Origin of the sequence: Marinomonas sp. MED121 (assembly GCF_000153025.1) — a bacterium.
In the GTDB taxonomy this organism is placed as follows: Bacteria; Pseudomonadota; Gammaproteobacteria; order Pseudomonadales; family Marinomonadaceae; genus Marinomonas.
This window is the reverse complement of record NZ_CH672429.1, coordinates 1,744,577-1,760,820: the sequence shown is the minus strand read 5'-3', so window position 1 is coordinate 1,760,820 and position 16,244 is coordinate 1,744,577. Positions and strand designations below refer to the sequence as shown.

The 16,244-nt window shown below is 43.4% G+C and carries 12 protein-coding genes and 1 pseudogene; 5 read left to right on the top strand and 8 right to left on the bottom strand.

Annotation, left to right across the window (positions count from 1 at the left end):
* Window positions 1–750 (top strand): annotated as a pseudogene (locus tag MED121_RS07940) (threonine ammonia-lyase, biosynthetic); the annotation flags it as partial.
* Between the two features lie 167 nt (window positions 751–917).
* Here MED121_RS07940 and MED121_RS07935 read toward each other — a convergent pair.
* Window positions 918–1,871 (bottom strand): choline ABC transporter substrate-binding protein, encoded by a 954-nt coding sequence (locus MED121_RS07935; protein ID WP_009833137.1) that lies wholly within the window; start codon window positions 1,869–1,871, stop codon window positions 918–920.
* 51 nt (window positions 1,872–1,922) lie between these two features.
* The gene (betC, locus tag MED121_RS07930; protein WP_036178976.1) at window positions 1,923–3,443 is read right to left on the bottom strand and encodes a choline-sulfatase; all 1,521 of its coding nucleotides are present in this window, start codon (window positions 3,441–3,443) and stop codon (window positions 1,923–1,925) included.
* A 133-nt stretch (window positions 3,444–3,576) separates the two neighbouring features.
* Between betC and MED121_RS07925 the strand changes: the two genes are divergently transcribed.
* The 4 genes from MED121_RS07925 (at window position 3,577) to MED121_RS07910 (ending at window position 9,711) form a co-directional block, all read left to right on the top strand.
* Window positions 3,577–4,503 carry a LysR substrate-binding domain-containing protein gene (locus MED121_RS07925; protein ID WP_009833135.1) on the top strand — a complete coding sequence of 309 codons (927 nt, stop codon included), beginning with the start codon at window positions 3,577–3,579 and terminating at the stop codon, window positions 4,501–4,503.
* 180 nt (window positions 4,504–4,683) lie between these two features.
* On the top strand, window positions 4,684–6,417 hold the full coding sequence (gene argS / locus MED121_RS07920) for an arginine--tRNA ligase (RefSeq protein WP_009833134.1): 1,734 nt from the start codon (window positions 4,684–4,686) through the stop codon (window positions 6,415–6,417).
* 268 nt (window positions 6,418–6,685) lie between these two features.
* The gene (locus MED121_RS07915; protein WP_009833133.1) at window positions 6,686–8,575 is read left to right on the top strand and encodes a methyl-accepting chemotaxis protein; all 1,890 of its coding nucleotides are present in this window, start codon (window positions 6,686–6,688) and stop codon (window positions 8,573–8,575) included.
* Window positions 8,576–8,706: 131 nt separating this feature from the next.
* Window positions 8,707–9,711: an asparaginase domain-containing protein gene (locus MED121_RS07910; protein ID WP_009833132.1), complete on the top strand. Its 1,005-nt coding sequence runs from the start codon at window positions 8,707–8,709 to the stop codon at window positions 9,709–9,711.
* Window positions 9,712–9,816: 105 nt separating this feature from the next.
* On the opposite strand, the gene MED121_RS07905 is transcribed toward MED121_RS07910, so the two are convergent.
* The 6 genes from MED121_RS07905 to MED121_RS07880 all read right to left on the bottom strand — a co-directional run bounded on the left by MED121_RS07905 (window position 9,817) and on the right by MED121_RS07880 (window position 16,009).
* On the bottom strand, window positions 9,817–10,437 hold the full coding sequence (locus MED121_RS07905) for an SCP2 sterol-binding domain-containing protein (protein WP_009833131.1): 621 nt from the start codon (window positions 10,435–10,437) through the stop codon (window positions 9,817–9,819).
* Between the two features lie 33 nt (window positions 10,438–10,470).
* Window positions 10,471–10,854 (bottom strand): DUF971 domain-containing protein, encoded by a 384-nt coding sequence (locus MED121_RS07900; RefSeq protein WP_036178969.1) that lies wholly within the window; start codon window positions 10,852–10,854, stop codon window positions 10,471–10,473.
* A 76-nt stretch (window positions 10,855–10,930) separates the two neighbouring features.
* Window positions 10,931–12,250, bottom strand: coding sequence for an ATP-dependent protease ATPase subunit HslU (gene hslU / locus MED121_RS07895; RefSeq protein ID WP_009833129.1), 1,320 nt, complete (start codon window positions 12,248–12,250; stop codon window positions 10,931–10,933).
* A 92-nt stretch (window positions 12,251–12,342) separates the two neighbouring features.
* Complete coding sequence (hslV, locus tag MED121_RS07890) at window positions 12,343–12,900, bottom strand: ATP-dependent protease subunit HslV (protein WP_009833128.1); 558 nt, start codon at window positions 12,898–12,900, stop codon at window positions 12,343–12,345.
* A 204-nt stretch (window positions 12,901–13,104) separates the two neighbouring features.
* Window positions 13,105–13,731, bottom strand: a complete 627-nt coding sequence (locus tag MED121_RS07885) for an SPOR domain-containing protein (RefSeq protein WP_009833127.1) — start codon at window positions 13,729–13,731, stop codon at window positions 13,105–13,107.
* 46 nt (window positions 13,732–13,777) lie between these two features.
* Window positions 13,778–16,009: a primosomal protein N' gene (locus MED121_RS07880; protein ID WP_009833126.1), complete on the bottom strand. Its 2,232-nt coding sequence runs from the start codon at window positions 16,007–16,009 to the stop codon at window positions 13,778–13,780.
* Between the last annotated feature and the right edge of the window lie 235 nt (window positions 16,010–16,244).

The window sequence follows — 16,244 nt, the reverse complement described above, 5'->3', positions numbered from 1 at the left end:
ATCACAGTCACCACTGACGAAATGTGTGCGGCGATTAAAGACATTTACGATGATACCCGTGCTATCACAGAACCTGCGGGAGCTTGTGCTTTAGCTGGCCTTAAAAAGTACATAGAAGCCACTGGAGCTAAGGATCAGACTCTGATTGCGATTAACTCGGGTGCTAATGTTAACTTTGACCGTTTACGCCATGTGTCAGAACGCGCTGAGTTAGGTGAAAAACGCGAAGCCATTATTGCGGTGAAAATCCCAGAAAGCCCAGGTAGCTTCCGTTCTTTCTGCCAAGCTTTAGAGACACGCAATATTACTGAGTTTAACTATCGTTACAGCGACCCAGAACAAGCGGCGATTTTTGTGGGTGTTCAGCTAGGGGGGCATCCTCATAGTCGAGAAAATCTATTAGACGATTTAAAAGACTATGAGATTGTGGATCTTACTGACGATGAAACCGCTAAGGTGCATATTCGTCATATGATAGGCGGTCACTTAAGAAGCGAAAAAGGCGAGCTACTCTATAGCTTTGAATTTCCAGAGCGCCCTGGCGCTTTGCTAAAATTCTTAAATAGCTTAGGCGGCGAGTGGAATATTTCCATGTTCCATTATCGCAACCATGGTGATGCTTATGGTCGTGTTTTGGTCGGCTTACAAGCGGTTGGAGAAGAGACTGATGTGACGCAATACCTTGATGCGTTAGGTTATCCTTATCAGGACGAAACCAATAATCAGGCGTGTCAGTTGTTCTTTAAATAAGGGCTTCAAAAGCACTAGGTTTAACGCTTTTGAATGTTAACAATAGGAAAGCCCGAGAGTGAAAACTGTCGGGCTTTTTTGTTGGAAGGCATTAGTTCCATGCAAAGAGAGGAGATGCATAGGCACTAACAACCTTCAACAACAAACTTAACATCGAGCCTTGAGCTTTAGAGTGCAAGGTGCTGCTTGACAGCTGTCAGCCCATTACCACCGTCATAGGTGGTTACGCCTTCAAGCCAAGTGTCCAATACATCAGGATTGGCCGTTAACCATTCCTTGGCGGCGACTTTTGGGTTTTTCGCATTATTTAATACTTCGCCTATGATTTCATTTTCCATGGTTAAAGAGAATTTCAGGTTCTGGACTAAGGTCCCAACATTTGAGCATTCTTGGCTGTAACCTTTTCGGCTTAGGGTGTGAATGGTGGCGCCACCATAATTGGGGCCAAAATACTTATCACCACCAGAAAGGTATTTAAGATCAAAGTTAACATTCATTGGGTGAGGCTCCCAACCGAGAAAAACAATGAACTTGTCACGACGAACAGAGCGGTTTACCTGAGTCAACATGGCTTGCTCGCCTGACTCAACAACCTTCCAGTCACCTAGGCCAAAATCATTGCTATCAATCATTTTTTGCAGGTTTTGATTGGCTGGTGCACCGGCTTCGATACCATAGATTTTGCTTCTAAATTGATTCTCAAATTTGTGTAAATCGGCAAAACTTTGCACCCCTGCGTTATATACAAATTCAGGGACAGCCAAGGTGAATTTTACGCCTTCAAGGTTGGTTCGAACCTGGTCGATATCCTCTTTATATTGGTCAATAAAGCCTGATTGCGCTGGCATCCAGTTCCCCATGAAGAGATCAATCTCACCACTTTTTAAGCTTTCAAAGCCAACCGGCACACCTAATAAAAACACTTCGGTTTGATAACCCAGTCCTTCTAAAATGGTACTGGTAATACCATTGGTGGCGCCAATATCTGTCCAGCCAGGATCAGAGAAAGTGACTTTCTGACACTGACTAGGCTCTTGGGCAAGACTTAGGCTAGCGGATAACGCTAAGGTCGCAAGGGCAATACTTTTCACAAGTGGACGATAAGGTAACATCTGCAACATGAGGAAACTCCTTTGTCGTGTAAATGGTCTGTTTTTATTGTTTTAAGTGGGTTAATCAACTTTTGGAAAGCGTGACCTTGCTTCAAGGTCATCAAGGTCAATGTGGTTACGCATGTAAAGCTCACCACTATCAAAGAAAGGCTGGTGGTCCCAGGTTTTCTTTTTACCTTTATTTAGCGCGCCAACGACTAAACGACGACGGCGTTGGCTAATAAGCACATCTTGCGTTAAGGCTTCATGATCCCAACGTTCAGCGGCTTCTGCTCTAAACTGCTTAACCAGTGCTTGATGTTCTGAGTCCTTGGCGAGATTGTTTAGTTCTTTAGGATCAAGTTTAAGGTTGAAGAGTTGGTCTGGGTCTTGGTCACAGCAAATGTACTTGTAATCCCCGCGACGAATCATAAACAAAGGTGCGATCGTGCCTTCGCCAAAGTATTCTGCAATCACTTCATCATGGCCGCCTGTGCCTTCAAGGTGAGGCATGATACTGCGACCTTGAATTGGCATCGCATAATCTTGTTTGGCCTTGTTGGAGGCGATATCGACAAAAGTAGGTAATAAATCCATGGTCGAAACTGACTCAGACACGCGTTTTGGGGTAAAGCGTTTAGGCGAGTGAACTATCATAGGGACACGCACCGAATCTTCGAAGAAGGACATCTTGTACCAAAGGTTACGTTCGCCCAGCATGTCACCATGATCACCGGAAAAGACGATGATGGTATCTTCATCTAAGCCACAATCTCTTAGGGATTTGAGCACTTCGCCAATCTTGTCATCGACATAACTAATAGCGCCATAATAAGCGCGTCTGGCATTTTTAATCTGCTGCTCTGTGATGGGTTGCTCATCATAGGCAAACACATCTTGTAGCCTTAACGAATGAGGGTCTTGCTCAGATTTTGGAATGTCTATTTTAGGGAGTTCAATATCCTCATCCTGATACATGTTCCAATACTCTTCTGGAATAGCATAAGGGTCATGGGGATGAGTAAGAGAGACAGTCAGGCAGAAAGGTCTTTCTTGTTTACCACGAGCATAATCATGCAGATAGCGCTTTGCCTGAAAGGTCACTTCATCATCAAAATCTAATTGGTTGGTGCGAACACAAGGGCCAGCTTGAGTGACTGAACTCATATTGTGATACCAGGTTGGGCGTGTTGTTGGATCATCCCAATTAGGAAACCAACCATAGTCTGCTGGGTAAATGTCTGTGGTTAGCCTGTCTTCAAAACCGTGTAGCTGCTCTGGTCCACAAAAGTGCATCTTGCCAGATAACGCGGTTTGATAGTTTTGCTGGCGTAAGTAATGGGCGAAGGTGGGTATATCGGCAGGTAAATCCGCGGCGTTATCGAATGCACCAATTTTAGCGGGCAACTGGCCTGTCATTAAAACATATCGAGAAGGTGCGCAAAGAGGGCTATTACAATAAGCCGAATCAAAAACGACACCTTCATTAGCGAGCGCTTCGAGGTTAGGTGTCTTGACTAGTTTATGACCGTAAATGGGCAATGCTGATGCAGCTAGCTGATCTGCCATTAAGAATAATATGTTGGGTTGTTTATGTTTCATGAGTTCAACCTGCTTCAAAGTTAAATAATTAGAGCTAATGTTATTTTGGCTCTTGTTTGTTGTTTGTTAGGTTGAACCTAAGAAAATCTTCTGTAAACTGACTGAAATATTATGACTCGGATAAGTTTAACTTATGCCAACGAATGAGGCGTTACCACCACTGCAAAGTTTGGTCGTTTTTGAATCAGCGGCGAGACATCTAAGTTTTACCCGTGCAGCAAGAGAGCTAGGAACAACGCAACCCGCTATCAGTCAGCAGATTAGGGGTCTTGAAGCTAATTTAAACTCTTTATTATTTGTGCGTATTTATCGAGGGGTAGAGCTCACCGAAGCGGGAAACAAGTTGCTATTAGCGACACAAAAAAGCCTGCAATCACTTACGTCTGTTTGCGATGATATTCGCCAACAACCGAAAAATAATCGCATAACAGTGGCGACAGACTTTGCTTTTGCAACATATGGCTTGATGCCTAAGCTCAGTGAGTTTAGAAATTTGTATCAGAATGAGTTTCCAGACATGGATATTCGGCTGCAAACTTCGCAAGCGCCTGAAGTAGAAAATAAGGGTGAAGCAGACATTGTTATCCTGTTTGGTGCAGATCATTATCAGAGTCAGGATAGTTATCAGTTGCTTAGTGAAAAAGTGTATCCAGTTTGCAGTAAAGCCTTGGTTGAAGGTAAGCAGATTGATTCTTTGGCTGACCTTTTAAACTTACCCTTATTAAAGCTAAATGCCTTAAATGGAAAGCCTTGGCTTAACTGGGATGATGTGGCCCATGAGTATGGCCTGACCCTTAACGGTGTTAACGCTCAATTAGAATCAGATAATTTTACGCTGTTAGTACAAGCTGCCTTAGCTGGGCAAGGAGTGAGCCTTGCTTGGTCTCCTTTGGTGGATGACTTAGTGCAGGCGGGTATCTTGGTAGCCTTCCCACAATTTAGCCATAGCTCGAACAATGGCTATCACCTTATTTTTACAAGGCCTGAGGGACGCACTCCCTTAATGCAGGTTTTTGCTCAATGGTTATCCGATAATTTGCAGTCTGATCAGCTCAACTGAGGCTGGGTTTACCCAAACCTATTTATTTTAACTCAAGGGTAAATGTGAATCGCCACTTTAGCTGAAGGGGTAAAATCGGTTATCATACGTGCAATTATTTTACAGTGAAAACGTCGCCAAAGAGTGAGGCTTAAAACACCTTTAAGCCAGCTTGTGCAACGTCAATAGGAAAGACTTTCAGTGAATATTCAAACCCTTCTTAATAACCGTATCCAACAGGCTATGGTTGCGGCAGGCGCGGCTGATGATGCCCCTGCACTTGTTCGTCAATCTGCCAAGGTACAATTTGGTGATTATCAAGCCAATGGCATGATGGGGGTCGCGAAAAAGCTTAAAACCAACCCTCGTGAATTTGCACAGAAAGTCTTAGATCTATTAGACCTATCTGATGTTGCTGATAAAGTTGAGATTGCAGGCCCTGGTTTTATTAACATCTTTTTGAAAAACGATTGGATGTCAGGTGCTTTAGCTAGCTTGCGCAAGAGCGCGCGTTTAGATATCGCTCAAGTAGAAAAAGCGCAAACAATCGTGGTGGATTATTCTTCCCCTAACCTTGCCAAAGAAATGCACGTAGGACATCTAAGATCAACCGTTATTGGTGATGCCGTTGTTCGTACGCTAGAGTTCTTAGGCCATAATGTTGTGCGTCAAAATCACGTGGGTGATTGGGGCACACAATTTGGCATGCTACTGGCGTATATGGAAAGACTGCGTCAAGAAAATACTGAAATCAGCATGGCTTTGTCTGATTTAGAAACCTTCTATCGTGCGGCGAAAACCTGTTTTGATGACGATGAAGCCTTTGCGGCTCGTGCCCGTGAATTGGTTGTTTCCCTGCAATCAGGTGATGAAGAGTGTTTAGCCCTATGGCAGGAGTTTATCAATATCTCTTTAGAGCACTGTGAAGCGACTTATAAAACACTGGGTGTGTCTTTAACTCGTGAAAACGTGATGCCAGAAAGTGCTTATAACGATGATCTACACAATGTGGTTGCAGCGCTAAAAGAGCAGGACTTATTACAAGAATCTAATGGCGCTCAATGTGTCTTCATGGAAGAGTTTGCCAATAAAGAAGGCGAAATTACCCCTGTTATCGTACAGAAAACCGGTGGTGGTTTTTTGTATGCTACTACTGATTTGGCTGCCCTAAGGTATCGTCAAGATGTGCTGAACTTTGATCGTGGTTTGTACTTTGTCGATGCGCGTCAATCTTTGCACTTCCAACAAATCTACACCCTTGGCCGTAAAGCAGGCTTTGTTAAACCTGAAACCAGCCTTGAGCACATGCCTTTTGGTACCGTAATGGGAACCGATGGTAAGCCGTTTAAAACGCGTTCTGGTACCGTAGCTAAGCTATCTGATTTGCTAGCAGAAGCACAAGACAGAGCGTATCAGCTGGTGGCTGAAAAGAATCCAGAAATGGAAGAAGACGAGCTACGTAATATCGGTCGTGTGGTAGGTATTGCCTCAGTTAAGTATGCTGACCTATCGAAAAACCGTACCAGTGATTATGTGTTTAACTGGGATACTATGTTGAGTTTTGAAGGCAATACCGCGCCTTACTTGCTTTACGCTTATTCTCGTGTTGCTAGCATAGTGCGCCGCTCTGAGATTGATGTAGCTAATTTGACCGGTGATATTTCTCTGGCTGAATCTCAAGAGCGCGCTTTAGCGGTTAAGTTGATGCAATTTGAAGAAGCTGTGCAACAGGTTGCTAACGATGGTATGCCTCATAATTTATGTGCTTACCTATACGAGCTTGCTGGCACCTTTATGACCTTCTACGAAGCTTGCCCAATTCTGAATGCGGAAGATGAGCTGAAAAATAGTCGCCTACAATTAGCGTTAAATACCGCTTCTACCCTTAAACAGGGCCTATCTTTATTAGGGATAGAAACCTTAGAGCGTATGTAAAGTATTGCCCCAACGCAGTATTTGAAGATAAAAAGCCAACCTTAGGGTTGGCTTTTTTTGTTTTGAATCAAGTTCAGTCGTAACGCCTGTTTTGATTATTTGAACGCCCTTCTAAATCAATAAGCAGAACTAATATTTCCTTTAATCTTAGGCTTTAGACTTTGCATCTATTGGCATGGATATTGGCTGCTTTTTGCCTATTTCACACACACCAAGCTAGCTAGTGTAAAGGTATTCGTGAGTTAGGTTATTGAAGATAAGGATAGTCATGAAGATACGTTTGAATTTTTCAGTGCGCGCCAAATTAATGTTTATCACAGGCTTAGTGGTCTGCTCTTTTTTACTTTTGTCTAGTATGGCCACCTACCGCGCTAACCAAATGTCTGATTTACAGGATTTAGCGGTAGATTTAAGCCAAGTTAATAGCCAAATGCTCATGTTGCGCCAATATGAAAAGGACTTTCTAACTGAGTTTAATCTCGATAGTTATCAAGGTTTCGAGCAAGAGTATCAAGCTTTGGTAAATAAAATTGCCAAAGTGGAGTTGGGGTTTAATCAATTTGGCGTTGATAAATCACAGGCGTTTAATGAACTAAAAAGCAGTCTTGAAGAGTACCAGCAAGACTTTATTGGCATTTATCAAAGACACACTGAAATAGGTTTAAGCCAAGATCAAGGTCTGCAAGCAAAGCTAAGAGGTAGTATTTTACAGGCGGAAGAGCTTTTACTGATGGCGAACGCAGACTCAAAGCTGATGTTAGATATGCTGACGTTGCGTCGCTTGGAAAAGAACTTTATGTTGCGTAAAGATGCGCTTTATCTTGCCCAGCATAAACGCCAAAGTAAGCTGTTTTATGTGCATATCACCACAAGCAAGCTGCCCAGTCAGGCGAAAAAACAGCTCATTTTAAGTATACGTGGCTATCAATCTGCCTTTACCCAGCTAGTACAGGCTTATGAAGCCTTAGGCTTGACTCAAAGCCAAGGTTTACAAGGTTTGATGCAAGGGTCAGCAGTGGCAACTGTCGACCTGGTTAAAAATCTGGACGTGACCTTAAAGGCGGAAATTCAGCAAGTAGAGCAGCAAGCCAGCTGGCTTAATCTGATGGTCTTTCTTGGGGTGAGTTGTATTAGTGTATGCCTCTTGTTAATGACAACTCGCCTTATCACTAAGCGCTTAAATTCATTAAATGAACACCTTAAGCATATTGCTGATGGTGATGCTGATTTAACGGTAGAACTCAACGCTAAAGGCAATGATGAATTTGCCTTTTTAAGTGAGTCTTTTAACCGTTTTGTCCGCCAACTACAGCATATTTTTATTAATACTAAGGATATCTCTCACCAGCTCGTTTGTGCCGCAGAGCAATCTTCTGTCGCGGCTAAGCAAAGTCGAGAGCATACCAAGGAACAAGAGATGCAAACCAACATGGTGGCGTCCGCGGTTGAGCAAATGTTAGCGACTTCCAAAGAGATATCCCAACATATTCATAGTGCCGCGGATGAGGCAAAGCAGACGAAAAATGCCGCGTTTGAAGGGCGTGATTTATCGGATCAGGCAGGGACCTCTATCACCACTTTATCTGGCAGTATTGCTCAAGCCTCTAAGGTCATTCATCAGCTAGAGTTAGACTCAGGCAATATCGGTATGGTGTTAGATGTGATTCGAGGCATTGCCGAACAAACTAATTTATTAGCCTTGAATGCGGCAATTGAAGCGGCGAGAGCAGGGGAAAGTGGGCGAGGGTTCGCTGTGGTTGCCGATGAAGTGAGATCATTAGCCCAGCGAACTAGTGAATCAACGGAAGAAATTCAAAATCTGATTTTAAGCCTGCAATCAGGTACGAGTCAGTCTGTGGCTGTGATGACTGAAAGTCAGCAGGACATGAATTTAAGTGAAGAGCGTACTAAGCAAAATATGGCGGCAATAGAGCAGATCGTACAAAGTGTGGACAACATATTTGATATGAATACCCAGATAGCGGCGGCCTCTGAACAGCAAGCGCAAACTTCTGAAGAAATCAGCCGTAGTGTGATTAATATTTCTGAGCTCACGGCGCAAACGACAGCCGGTATTATTGAGACTGATCAAGCCAGTGAAAATGTCTATCACCTAGCCAGTGAGCTGAATAAAATGGTCAGTGGCTATCGTACTTAAAACACTGAGTCTTGTTTCGGTCATTTTCTCGTTAAGTAAGCCGCTAAATGACATGACAAAAGCTTGCACCTTGGCGTGATATCAGTAAGCTTCTAGCGCGTTAATCTGATTTTATTTGCTAGGGGAAGAGTATGAAAATTTATGTGGCTTACACTGGTGGTACTATTGGTATGGTGCCATCCGATCATGGCTATGTGCCAGATGCCGCTTTTGCTGATGTGGTTTTGCAAAAGTTAACTCAATACAGCACAGAGCATGAGTTTTTTGTCCACTGTTACCCTGAGCTTATCGATAGCTCCAATGCCGCCCCGTCTGATTGGGTCGCAATAGCGAATGATCTACAATCTAAATGGCAGGAATACGATGGCTTTATGGTATTGCATGGAACAGATACCATGGCTTATACCTCATCGGCTTTAGCCTTTATGTTACAGAATTCGTCTAAGCCTGTGGTTGTGACTGGTTCTCAAATTCCTATGTTTAAAAGCCGTAACGATGCGCTAGACAATGTTTACGGTGCTTTAGATGCCTTGTTAGAAGGGCCTAATGGTGTATTCCTTTTCTTTGGCGGTAAGTTGATTGAAGGGGCACGTGCCCATAAAGCGAATACGAGTGCTCTACAGGCGTTCTCTTCACCTAATGCTTTACTAAGAGGCGAGTTGGGCATTGAGTGGAACTGGCGCAAAATGCACACCAAAAAAGGTGAGCTGATTCAAATCCCTAAAATGCAAAATGATGCGGTTACCCTAGTGCCTATTTTCCCAGGGTTACAGGCTGCACAAATAGAATCATTGCTTTTCCCTCAAGATAAAGAGGGCGTAGTAAAAGGGGCGGTACTATTAACTTACGGTGCAGGTAATGGCCCAGATGCTAACCCAGAATTTTTAGCTTTGTTGAAAAAAGCCAGTGATTCAGGCTGTGTCATTGTTAATGTAAGCCAATGTGGCGCTGGTGCGGTTTCTGCCGGTACTTATGCGGCGGGTTCTGCCTTGGTGCAAGCGGGTGTGATATCGGGCTTAGATATGACCTATGAAGCGGCATTTGCTAAGCTGCACTTCTTGATTGCCACAAATGTAAGCCCCGAAGTGATTAGAGAGACTTTCACACAGCCTTTAGCATATGATGTTAGTGTGTAAGTAACTGCTTACTATCAATTTGTTACTGTTTATTCAATAAAAAAGGAGAAGCTTAATGCTTCTCCTTTTTTATGTTTAAATTTTCAGGTTTAATCTGGTGATGGGTTAAAGCTTATTTGTCGCAAAACGCATGCGAGCTTCTAGGCGGTCAAGTGAGGTTTCTAATTGTTCAAGGTCTTCGATAAAGTTGGTGAACTCTATTTTACTGGGCAATAAGTCTGCTTCTTCTTGCAGATACTCAACTAAATTGAGTTTAAAGCTTTTGCTGGTTTCCTTTGTCCATTGCCATTTACTGCGAAGTAACGGGGCAATAAAAGAGGTGGGCATATCACCAATTTTGTCTGCCAATATCCCTTCCCAATCCAGTTCAAAATTTGCAGAGACTTTATGCAAGGTCATAAGGGTTTGTGCATTGCCCTGAATGCGTAAATCTCCATCAAAGAAGCCATCACCATCCAATAGTTTGCGATAAGCAGAAGAGACGCCTTTAACATGGGTATCTTGTTTTTCGTCAAGCCCTGCTTCGCTCACATGCCCAGGTAAACCTAAGGCAAGGCCTTGCTCTAAAATTTGAATCAAGATTAAAAGGTTAAAGTCTTCGACCTCAATTAAGATTTGTTGGCCTGCTAGTTGACTCAACTTTTGTTGGGAAGCTTGATCTTGTTCCAAGGCAAGGTTGATCGCATGTTCAACGGCTTTCAAGCCTGCTAAGGTGATAAGGCTCATATCATAGGACCTATTAAGGTTAGAGTTAGGATGTTATAGCTGTTTAAATTGAATGCTGCTTGATTGTCTCTGTTGGCCTTCTTGTTCGAGGCGCTGTAAATATAGAGACCAAAGTTCGGCATGATTTTTACCTATGTTATACAGGTAATCCCAGCTATAAAGACCAGAATCATGACCATCATCAAAACTGATTTTTAGGGCATAGTTCCCCGCTGCTTCAAGATTCATAATGGCTACGTCTTTTTTGCCATATTGCAAAATGGGTACTTGCATACCATGGCCTCTGACTTCGGCCGATGGTGAATGAACCCTTAAATACTCAGCACTATAACGAAAGGTAAAACCATCGTTGAAAATAAGTTCAAGTTCTCGGCTTTGCTTATGGTAGTGAATTTTGCTGGGTAAAGGCTTGCTCATTTGGCTTTCCATTTTTTAGGCTAGAAAGACAAAAGAGGTTCAAAAGAACCCCTTTTGTTAGTCGAATCATGAAATATTATAGGATATAGCGGCTTAGGTCTTCATCTTCTACCACTTCACCAAGCTGATCATCCACGTACTCTGCTGTGATATTCACCTCTTGACCATCAGGCATATCACTTGCTGAATAAGAAACCTCCTCCAGCAATCTTTCTAACATAGTATGTAAACGACGAGCACCGATATTCTCAGTTGTTTCATTTACTTTAAAGGCGACCTCGGCAAGACGGTGGATACCTTCTTCAGTGAAGTTAAGAGTAACGCCTTCGGTTGCCGCAAGAGCAACATACTGTTTAGTTAAAGAGGCATTTGGCTCAACCAAAATACGCTTAAAGTCTTCAACCGTCAGAGCATTTAGCTCAACTCGAATTGGGAGGCGACCTTGTAACTCAGGAATCAAGTCAGATGGCTTGGATAAGTGGAAAGCCCCAGAGGCAATAAATAAGATATGATCCGTTTTAATCATGCCGTATTTCGTGCTAACAGTGCAGCCTTCAACAAGAGGTAGTAAATCACGCTGAACCCCTTCACGGGAAACTTCACCACTTGAACGCTCTGAGCTTTTTGCGACTTTATCGATTTCGTCTAAGAAAACGATACCGTTTTGCTCTACTGCTTCAACCGCTTGGGCTTTTAGTTCATCTTCATTGATGAGTTTTGCCGCTTCTTCGTCACGTACTTGACGAAGAGCGTCTTTCACTTTCAATTTACGCTTAGTGGTTTTCTCACCACCAAAGTTAGAAAACATGTTTTGCAACTGGCTGGTCATTTCTTCCATGCCAGGTGGGGTCATGATTTCAACATTGGCAGCTTGTGCCGCAAGATCAATATCGATCTCTTTATCGTCTAATTGGCCTTCACGTAGCTTTTTACGGAAAACTTGGCGAGTGCTGCTGTCTTCCGTTGGCTCAACACCACGTGCTGGTGGTAATAGGGCATCTAGAATACGGTCTTCAGCGGCATCGGCTGCCTTGTTTTGTAGTCGTTCGCTCGCTTGCTCGCGCAGCATTTTAATGGCCATTTCAACCAGATCACGAATGATGGATTCAACATCACGACCGACATAACCCACTTCAGTAAATTTGGTTGCTTCTATCTTGATGAATGGTGCATTGGCAAGCTTCGCCAAACGACGGGCAATCTCTGTTTTACCCACACCTGTTGGCCCTATCATCAAGATGTTTTTGGGGGTTACTTCTGCACGCATGGCTTCAGGTAGTTGCATGCGACGCCAGCGATTACGTAGGGCAATGGCTACGGCTCTTTTGGCTGATTGTTGTCCAATAATATGTTCGTCTAACGCGTTTACCGTTTCTCTTGGCGTCATCTTGCTCATAATCTTATCTCTTAGCTATTCATCATGATTGTCGCTGCATCATGACGGTATAAATTCATATTTCCCGCTAGGTTTTAGGGGGCAAATAACCGTTAAACTGCCTGAGTGTTATCTTCAAGCTGAGGGTCAATCGTAATGCTTTCCACTGTTAATGAGTGGTTGGTGAAAACACAAATATCAGCAGCAATTTTTAGACTTTTTTCCACTATGTCTTGAGCTTTTAGGTCTGTGTTATCAATTAATGCGCGTGCTGATGCTTCTGCATAGTTGCCACCGGAACCTATGGCTAATGCTCCATGTTCTGGTTCGACCACATCACCGTTACCTGTGATGATAAGGGTGCTTTGTTTGTTAGCAACAATAAGCATGGCTTCTAGTTTGCGCAGGGCTTTATCAGAACGCCAATCTTTAGCTAATTCAACGGCCGCACGGACGAGGTCGCCTTGGTATTTCTCTAATTGACCTTCGAAGCGTTCGAATAGGGTAAAAGCGTCTGCTGTACCGCCGGCAAAGCCTGCTACAACTTCATTATGGTAAAGGCGGCGAACTTTACGCGCGTTCCCTTTCATGACGGTATTGCCTAGGGATACTTGGCCATCTCCGCCAACAACGACTTGATTGCCTTTACGTACTGTTAGAATGGTTGTCATTGATCTACTCCAAATTCAATTAAAATAGAAAATGGGGGCAAGCAAGGACTTTTCAAGGATAGAGGTAACACATAGCGAAAAAGTCTTGCGCTTTTGTTTCTAAGAAAGCCTGACTAGGGAAACGACGAATCACTCCTCCCGCCTCAGCTTTTGGATAAAACGCCTGAGACTTAAGACGAGAGTCGCAGCTTAATCGCAGTTTCCCTAGTCTTCCTTAGGGATCTTATAGGAGTAAGCTTGGATGTCTTTATTTGCTAATTTATCTTTGGCGCGGTTCATTTTAGAACGTGACACAAAAGGGCCAACCACAACACGGTACCAGGGCTGGCCATTTTCACCTATGGTTTTGCGTATCTTGGTATCCATGCCTGATAAAATTAGATCTGCACGCATACGGTCCGCATCTTTATCATTACGAAATGAAGCGGCCTGAATCATGTAGAGGAAATCCTGCTCACCTCTTGGGGTGGACTTGTAAGCGTCTACGTGGCTGGTGTCTACTTCGCTGTCTTGCAGAATTTGGTAAAACTCAAAGTTTTCTTTTTCGTCAGTTTTCTTAGCTTCTTTTTTTACCGTTTGTGGAGCCTGTTTTTTCGGCTCGCTGGTTTTTTTCGGCGCAACTTTCTCTTTGGTAACTACAGGCGCAGTGCTACTTTCAGGAGACACTTGGCTCAATTTAAACAGGGCAAAAATAAAGGCTAAAACCACGGCAGGGATTAACAACCACATCCACCATTTTACGGGCTTTGCTTTTGCCAAAGGAGCCTGATGTCGAGTGGCTCCCTTTTTAGATTGGGTCCCTTTACGGGCCATTTGAATAAAATCGAACATGCTTCTCATTAAGGTTTAAAAAACTTGCCACATTATGCGCACTTGCTTAGTAAGTTTCTAGGGGGTCTACATCAATTGCGAAGCGAACTTTGCGTGATTGCGTGTTTTTTTCTAACCATAGACTTAAATGCTCGACTAACTGATGCAAAGGCGCTCTTTGCTTCGACTTGAGCGAGAGTAAATATCTATGTTGTCCCGCTTTTTTTACTATGATGGCAGCATAGGGACCTAAATAATTTATTTCGTCTAATTGCTGTTGATCTAACATCAAACGTACTTGTTGTAGCAGGTTAAACGCTTCGTCTTCATCATGGGATTCTGTTCGAATTAAAACTTGATGACAAAAAGGCGGCCAATCTAAACGCTTCCTTTCTTGTAACTCTTGGGCCGCAAATGCTTGGTAGCCTTGATCACACAAGGTCAGTATCGAATCATGGTCAGGATGATAAGTTTGTAATAGCACTTTACCGGGTTTACTTGAGCGGCCTGCGCGACCTGATACCTGCATGATGAGTTGTGCGGTTCTTTCCATGCCGCGATAATCTGCTGAAAATAAACCCACATCAGCGTCCATGACAACAACCAAGGTAACGTTAGGGAAGTGATGTCCCTTAGCTAGCATTTGGGTGCCGATCAGAATCGCTTGATCATGCTCATGAATTTTATTGGTAATTTGTGTCAGTGCCGACTTTCTTTGGGTGCTGTCTCTATCGACTCGCAGAATAGGGGTATCTTTAAAAACCTTGTTTAATTGGATTTCTATTTGTTCCGTCCCTTCTCCTACCGTAGAAAGCTTTTCACTGCCGCACTCTGGGCATGAATACACGAGAGCTTGATGACGGTCACAGTGATGGCAATGAAGCTTATTGGCCTTTCTATGGACCGTTAAATTAACATCACAGTTGTCGCATTCAGCAATCCAGCCGCAGCTATGGCACATTAGCGTGGGGGCATAACCTCGACGATTTAAAAAGACTAATACTTGCTCTTTTTTAGCCAGGGTTGCTTGCATGGCTTCTAAGGTTTTTTCACTAAAACCATAAAAGAGGGTTTCCCCTCTAAGATCAACTCGCGTCATTTCTGGTAATTTTGCATTACCTGCTCGTTGGCGAAGTTTGAGCCACTGATATTTGTTTTGCCATGCATTTAACAAGCTTTCAAAACAGGGCGTCGCACTACCTAAAATAACAGGAACCTGTGCGGCTTTTGCTCGAACGAGCGCAAGGTCTCTAGCATGATAGCGAAAACCTTCTTGCTGTTTATAAGAGGAATCATGCTCTTCATCTATGATGATTAGGCCTAAATCTGGACAAGGGACAAAAATGCCAGAACGCGTCCCGATAATCACCTTGGCCTTGCTTTGTCGCGCCATCAACCAAGCATCCAGCCTTTCTCTATCATTCATATTGGAATGTAAGAGAACGATGTCTGTATTAAAGCGGTTTTCAAAACGCTTCAGGGTTTGCGGGGTTAAACCTATCTCAGGGACTAATACGAGCGTTTGTTTATCCTGCTGTATCATTTTTTCGATTAAGCGTAAGTAGATCTCAGTTTTACCACTGCCTGTGATGCCGTCTAATAAAGACACATTAAACTCATTCAGCTTGGGCATGAGTGTGTCTAGCGCTTGGGCTTGTTCTGCATTTAATGTATGTGGCACTTCTTTTTGATGGCCGTGATGCTCGACATTCTTACTAAAGTGTTTTTGAACCCGCTGAATCAGTTGTTTTTCTTCCAGTGCTTTGGCTGCACTGGCTGAGAGGGCGTTTAAGGTCATTAGTTGCGGGCTAATGCCATTGGCATGACTTTGTACTGCTGCCAGAAAGTCTTGTTGCCTTGGGGCGCGTTTTAACTCAGCAGGGTCAAATGATTTACCTAACTCTGTGATACACCACCAGTTTTCGGTTCTAAAATCTGCCTTTTCTCCTTTACGTAGCAAGACAGGTAAGGCATGAAAAAGTACCTCGCCAATAGGGTGGTGATAATACCTTTGTGCCCAAGTTGCGAGCGCTAAAATCTCTTTATCCAGTACCGGCTTTTCATCATGCAATGAGGTGATAGGCTTTACTTGGCTTTCATCCCACTCGGTTTCATTTGTTAAGGAAACTATGATGGCAAAGCGAGTGCTATTGCCAAAAGGCACCTTAATACGCATACCTGCTGCTAGCTCATGGCGTAAGGCAATGGCCTTAGGAACGCGATAATCAAATAAAGTGCGCATAGGCACAGCCAAAGCAACTTTGACAAACGCGTAGGGAGTTAATAGCGGTTCTAGCATGAGCTCAGCTTAGCCTTATAAAGATTGAGATTGTTATCTCGTTGGATTTTAAACCTTTTTTACTAAGAACGCCTGATTTAGCGAATAAACGCTCCAAAATAACTTGCCGAATGCTTTAATGACGCCTAAAATACGCGGTTCTTGGAACCAGTGTACAATGTCTGTACAACGAATCGTGCGGTGCTTGGCTCTCTTTGGTATTTATCCTAAGACAAGATCAAGTGGCGGCACACCA

What these genes read in the sequence shown, in the direction of transcription:
- hslV (WP_009833128.1), bottom strand. Translation starts at nt 12,900, where the DNA reads ATGACAACCATTCTAACAGTACGTAAAGGCAATCAAGTCGTTGTTGGC.
- MED121_RS07910 (WP_009833132.1), top strand. Translation starts at nt 8,707, where the DNA reads ATGAAAATTTATGTGGCTTACACTGGTGGTACTATTGGTATGGTGCCA.
- hslU (WP_009833129.1), bottom strand. Translation starts at nt 12,250, where the DNA reads ATGAGCAAGATGACGCCAAGAGAAACGGTAAACGCGTTAGACGAACAT.
- MED121_RS07935 (WP_009833137.1), bottom strand. Translation starts at nt 1,871, where the DNA reads ATGTTGCAGATGTTACCTTATCGTCCACTTGTGAAAAGTATTGCCCTT.
- MED121_RS07880 (WP_009833126.1), bottom strand. Translation starts at nt 16,009, where the DNA reads ATGCTAGAACCGCTATTAACTCCCTACGCGTTTGTCAAAGTTGCTTTG.
- MED121_RS07885 (WP_009833127.1), bottom strand. Translation starts at nt 13,731, where the DNA reads ATGTTCGATTTTATTCAAATGGCCCGTAAAGGGACCCAATCTAAAAAG.
- MED121_RS07925 (WP_009833135.1), top strand. Translation starts at nt 3,577, where the DNA reads ATGCCAACGAATGAGGCGTTACCACCACTGCAAAGTTTGGTCGTTTTT.
- MED121_RS07915 (WP_009833133.1), top strand. Translation starts at nt 6,686, where the DNA reads ATGAAGATACGTTTGAATTTTTCAGTGCGCGCCAAATTAATGTTTATC.
- betC (WP_036178976.1), bottom strand. Translation starts at nt 3,443, where the DNA reads ATGAAACATAAACAACCCAACATATTATTCTTAATGGCAGATCAGCTA.
- MED121_RS07905 (WP_009833131.1), bottom strand. Translation starts at nt 10,437, where the DNA reads ATGAGCCTTATCACCTTAGCAGGCTTGAAAGCCGTTGAACATGCGATC.
- MED121_RS07900 (WP_036178969.1), bottom strand. Translation starts at nt 10,854, where the DNA reads ATGAGCAAGCCTTTACCCAGCAAAATTCACTACCATAAGCAAAGCCGA.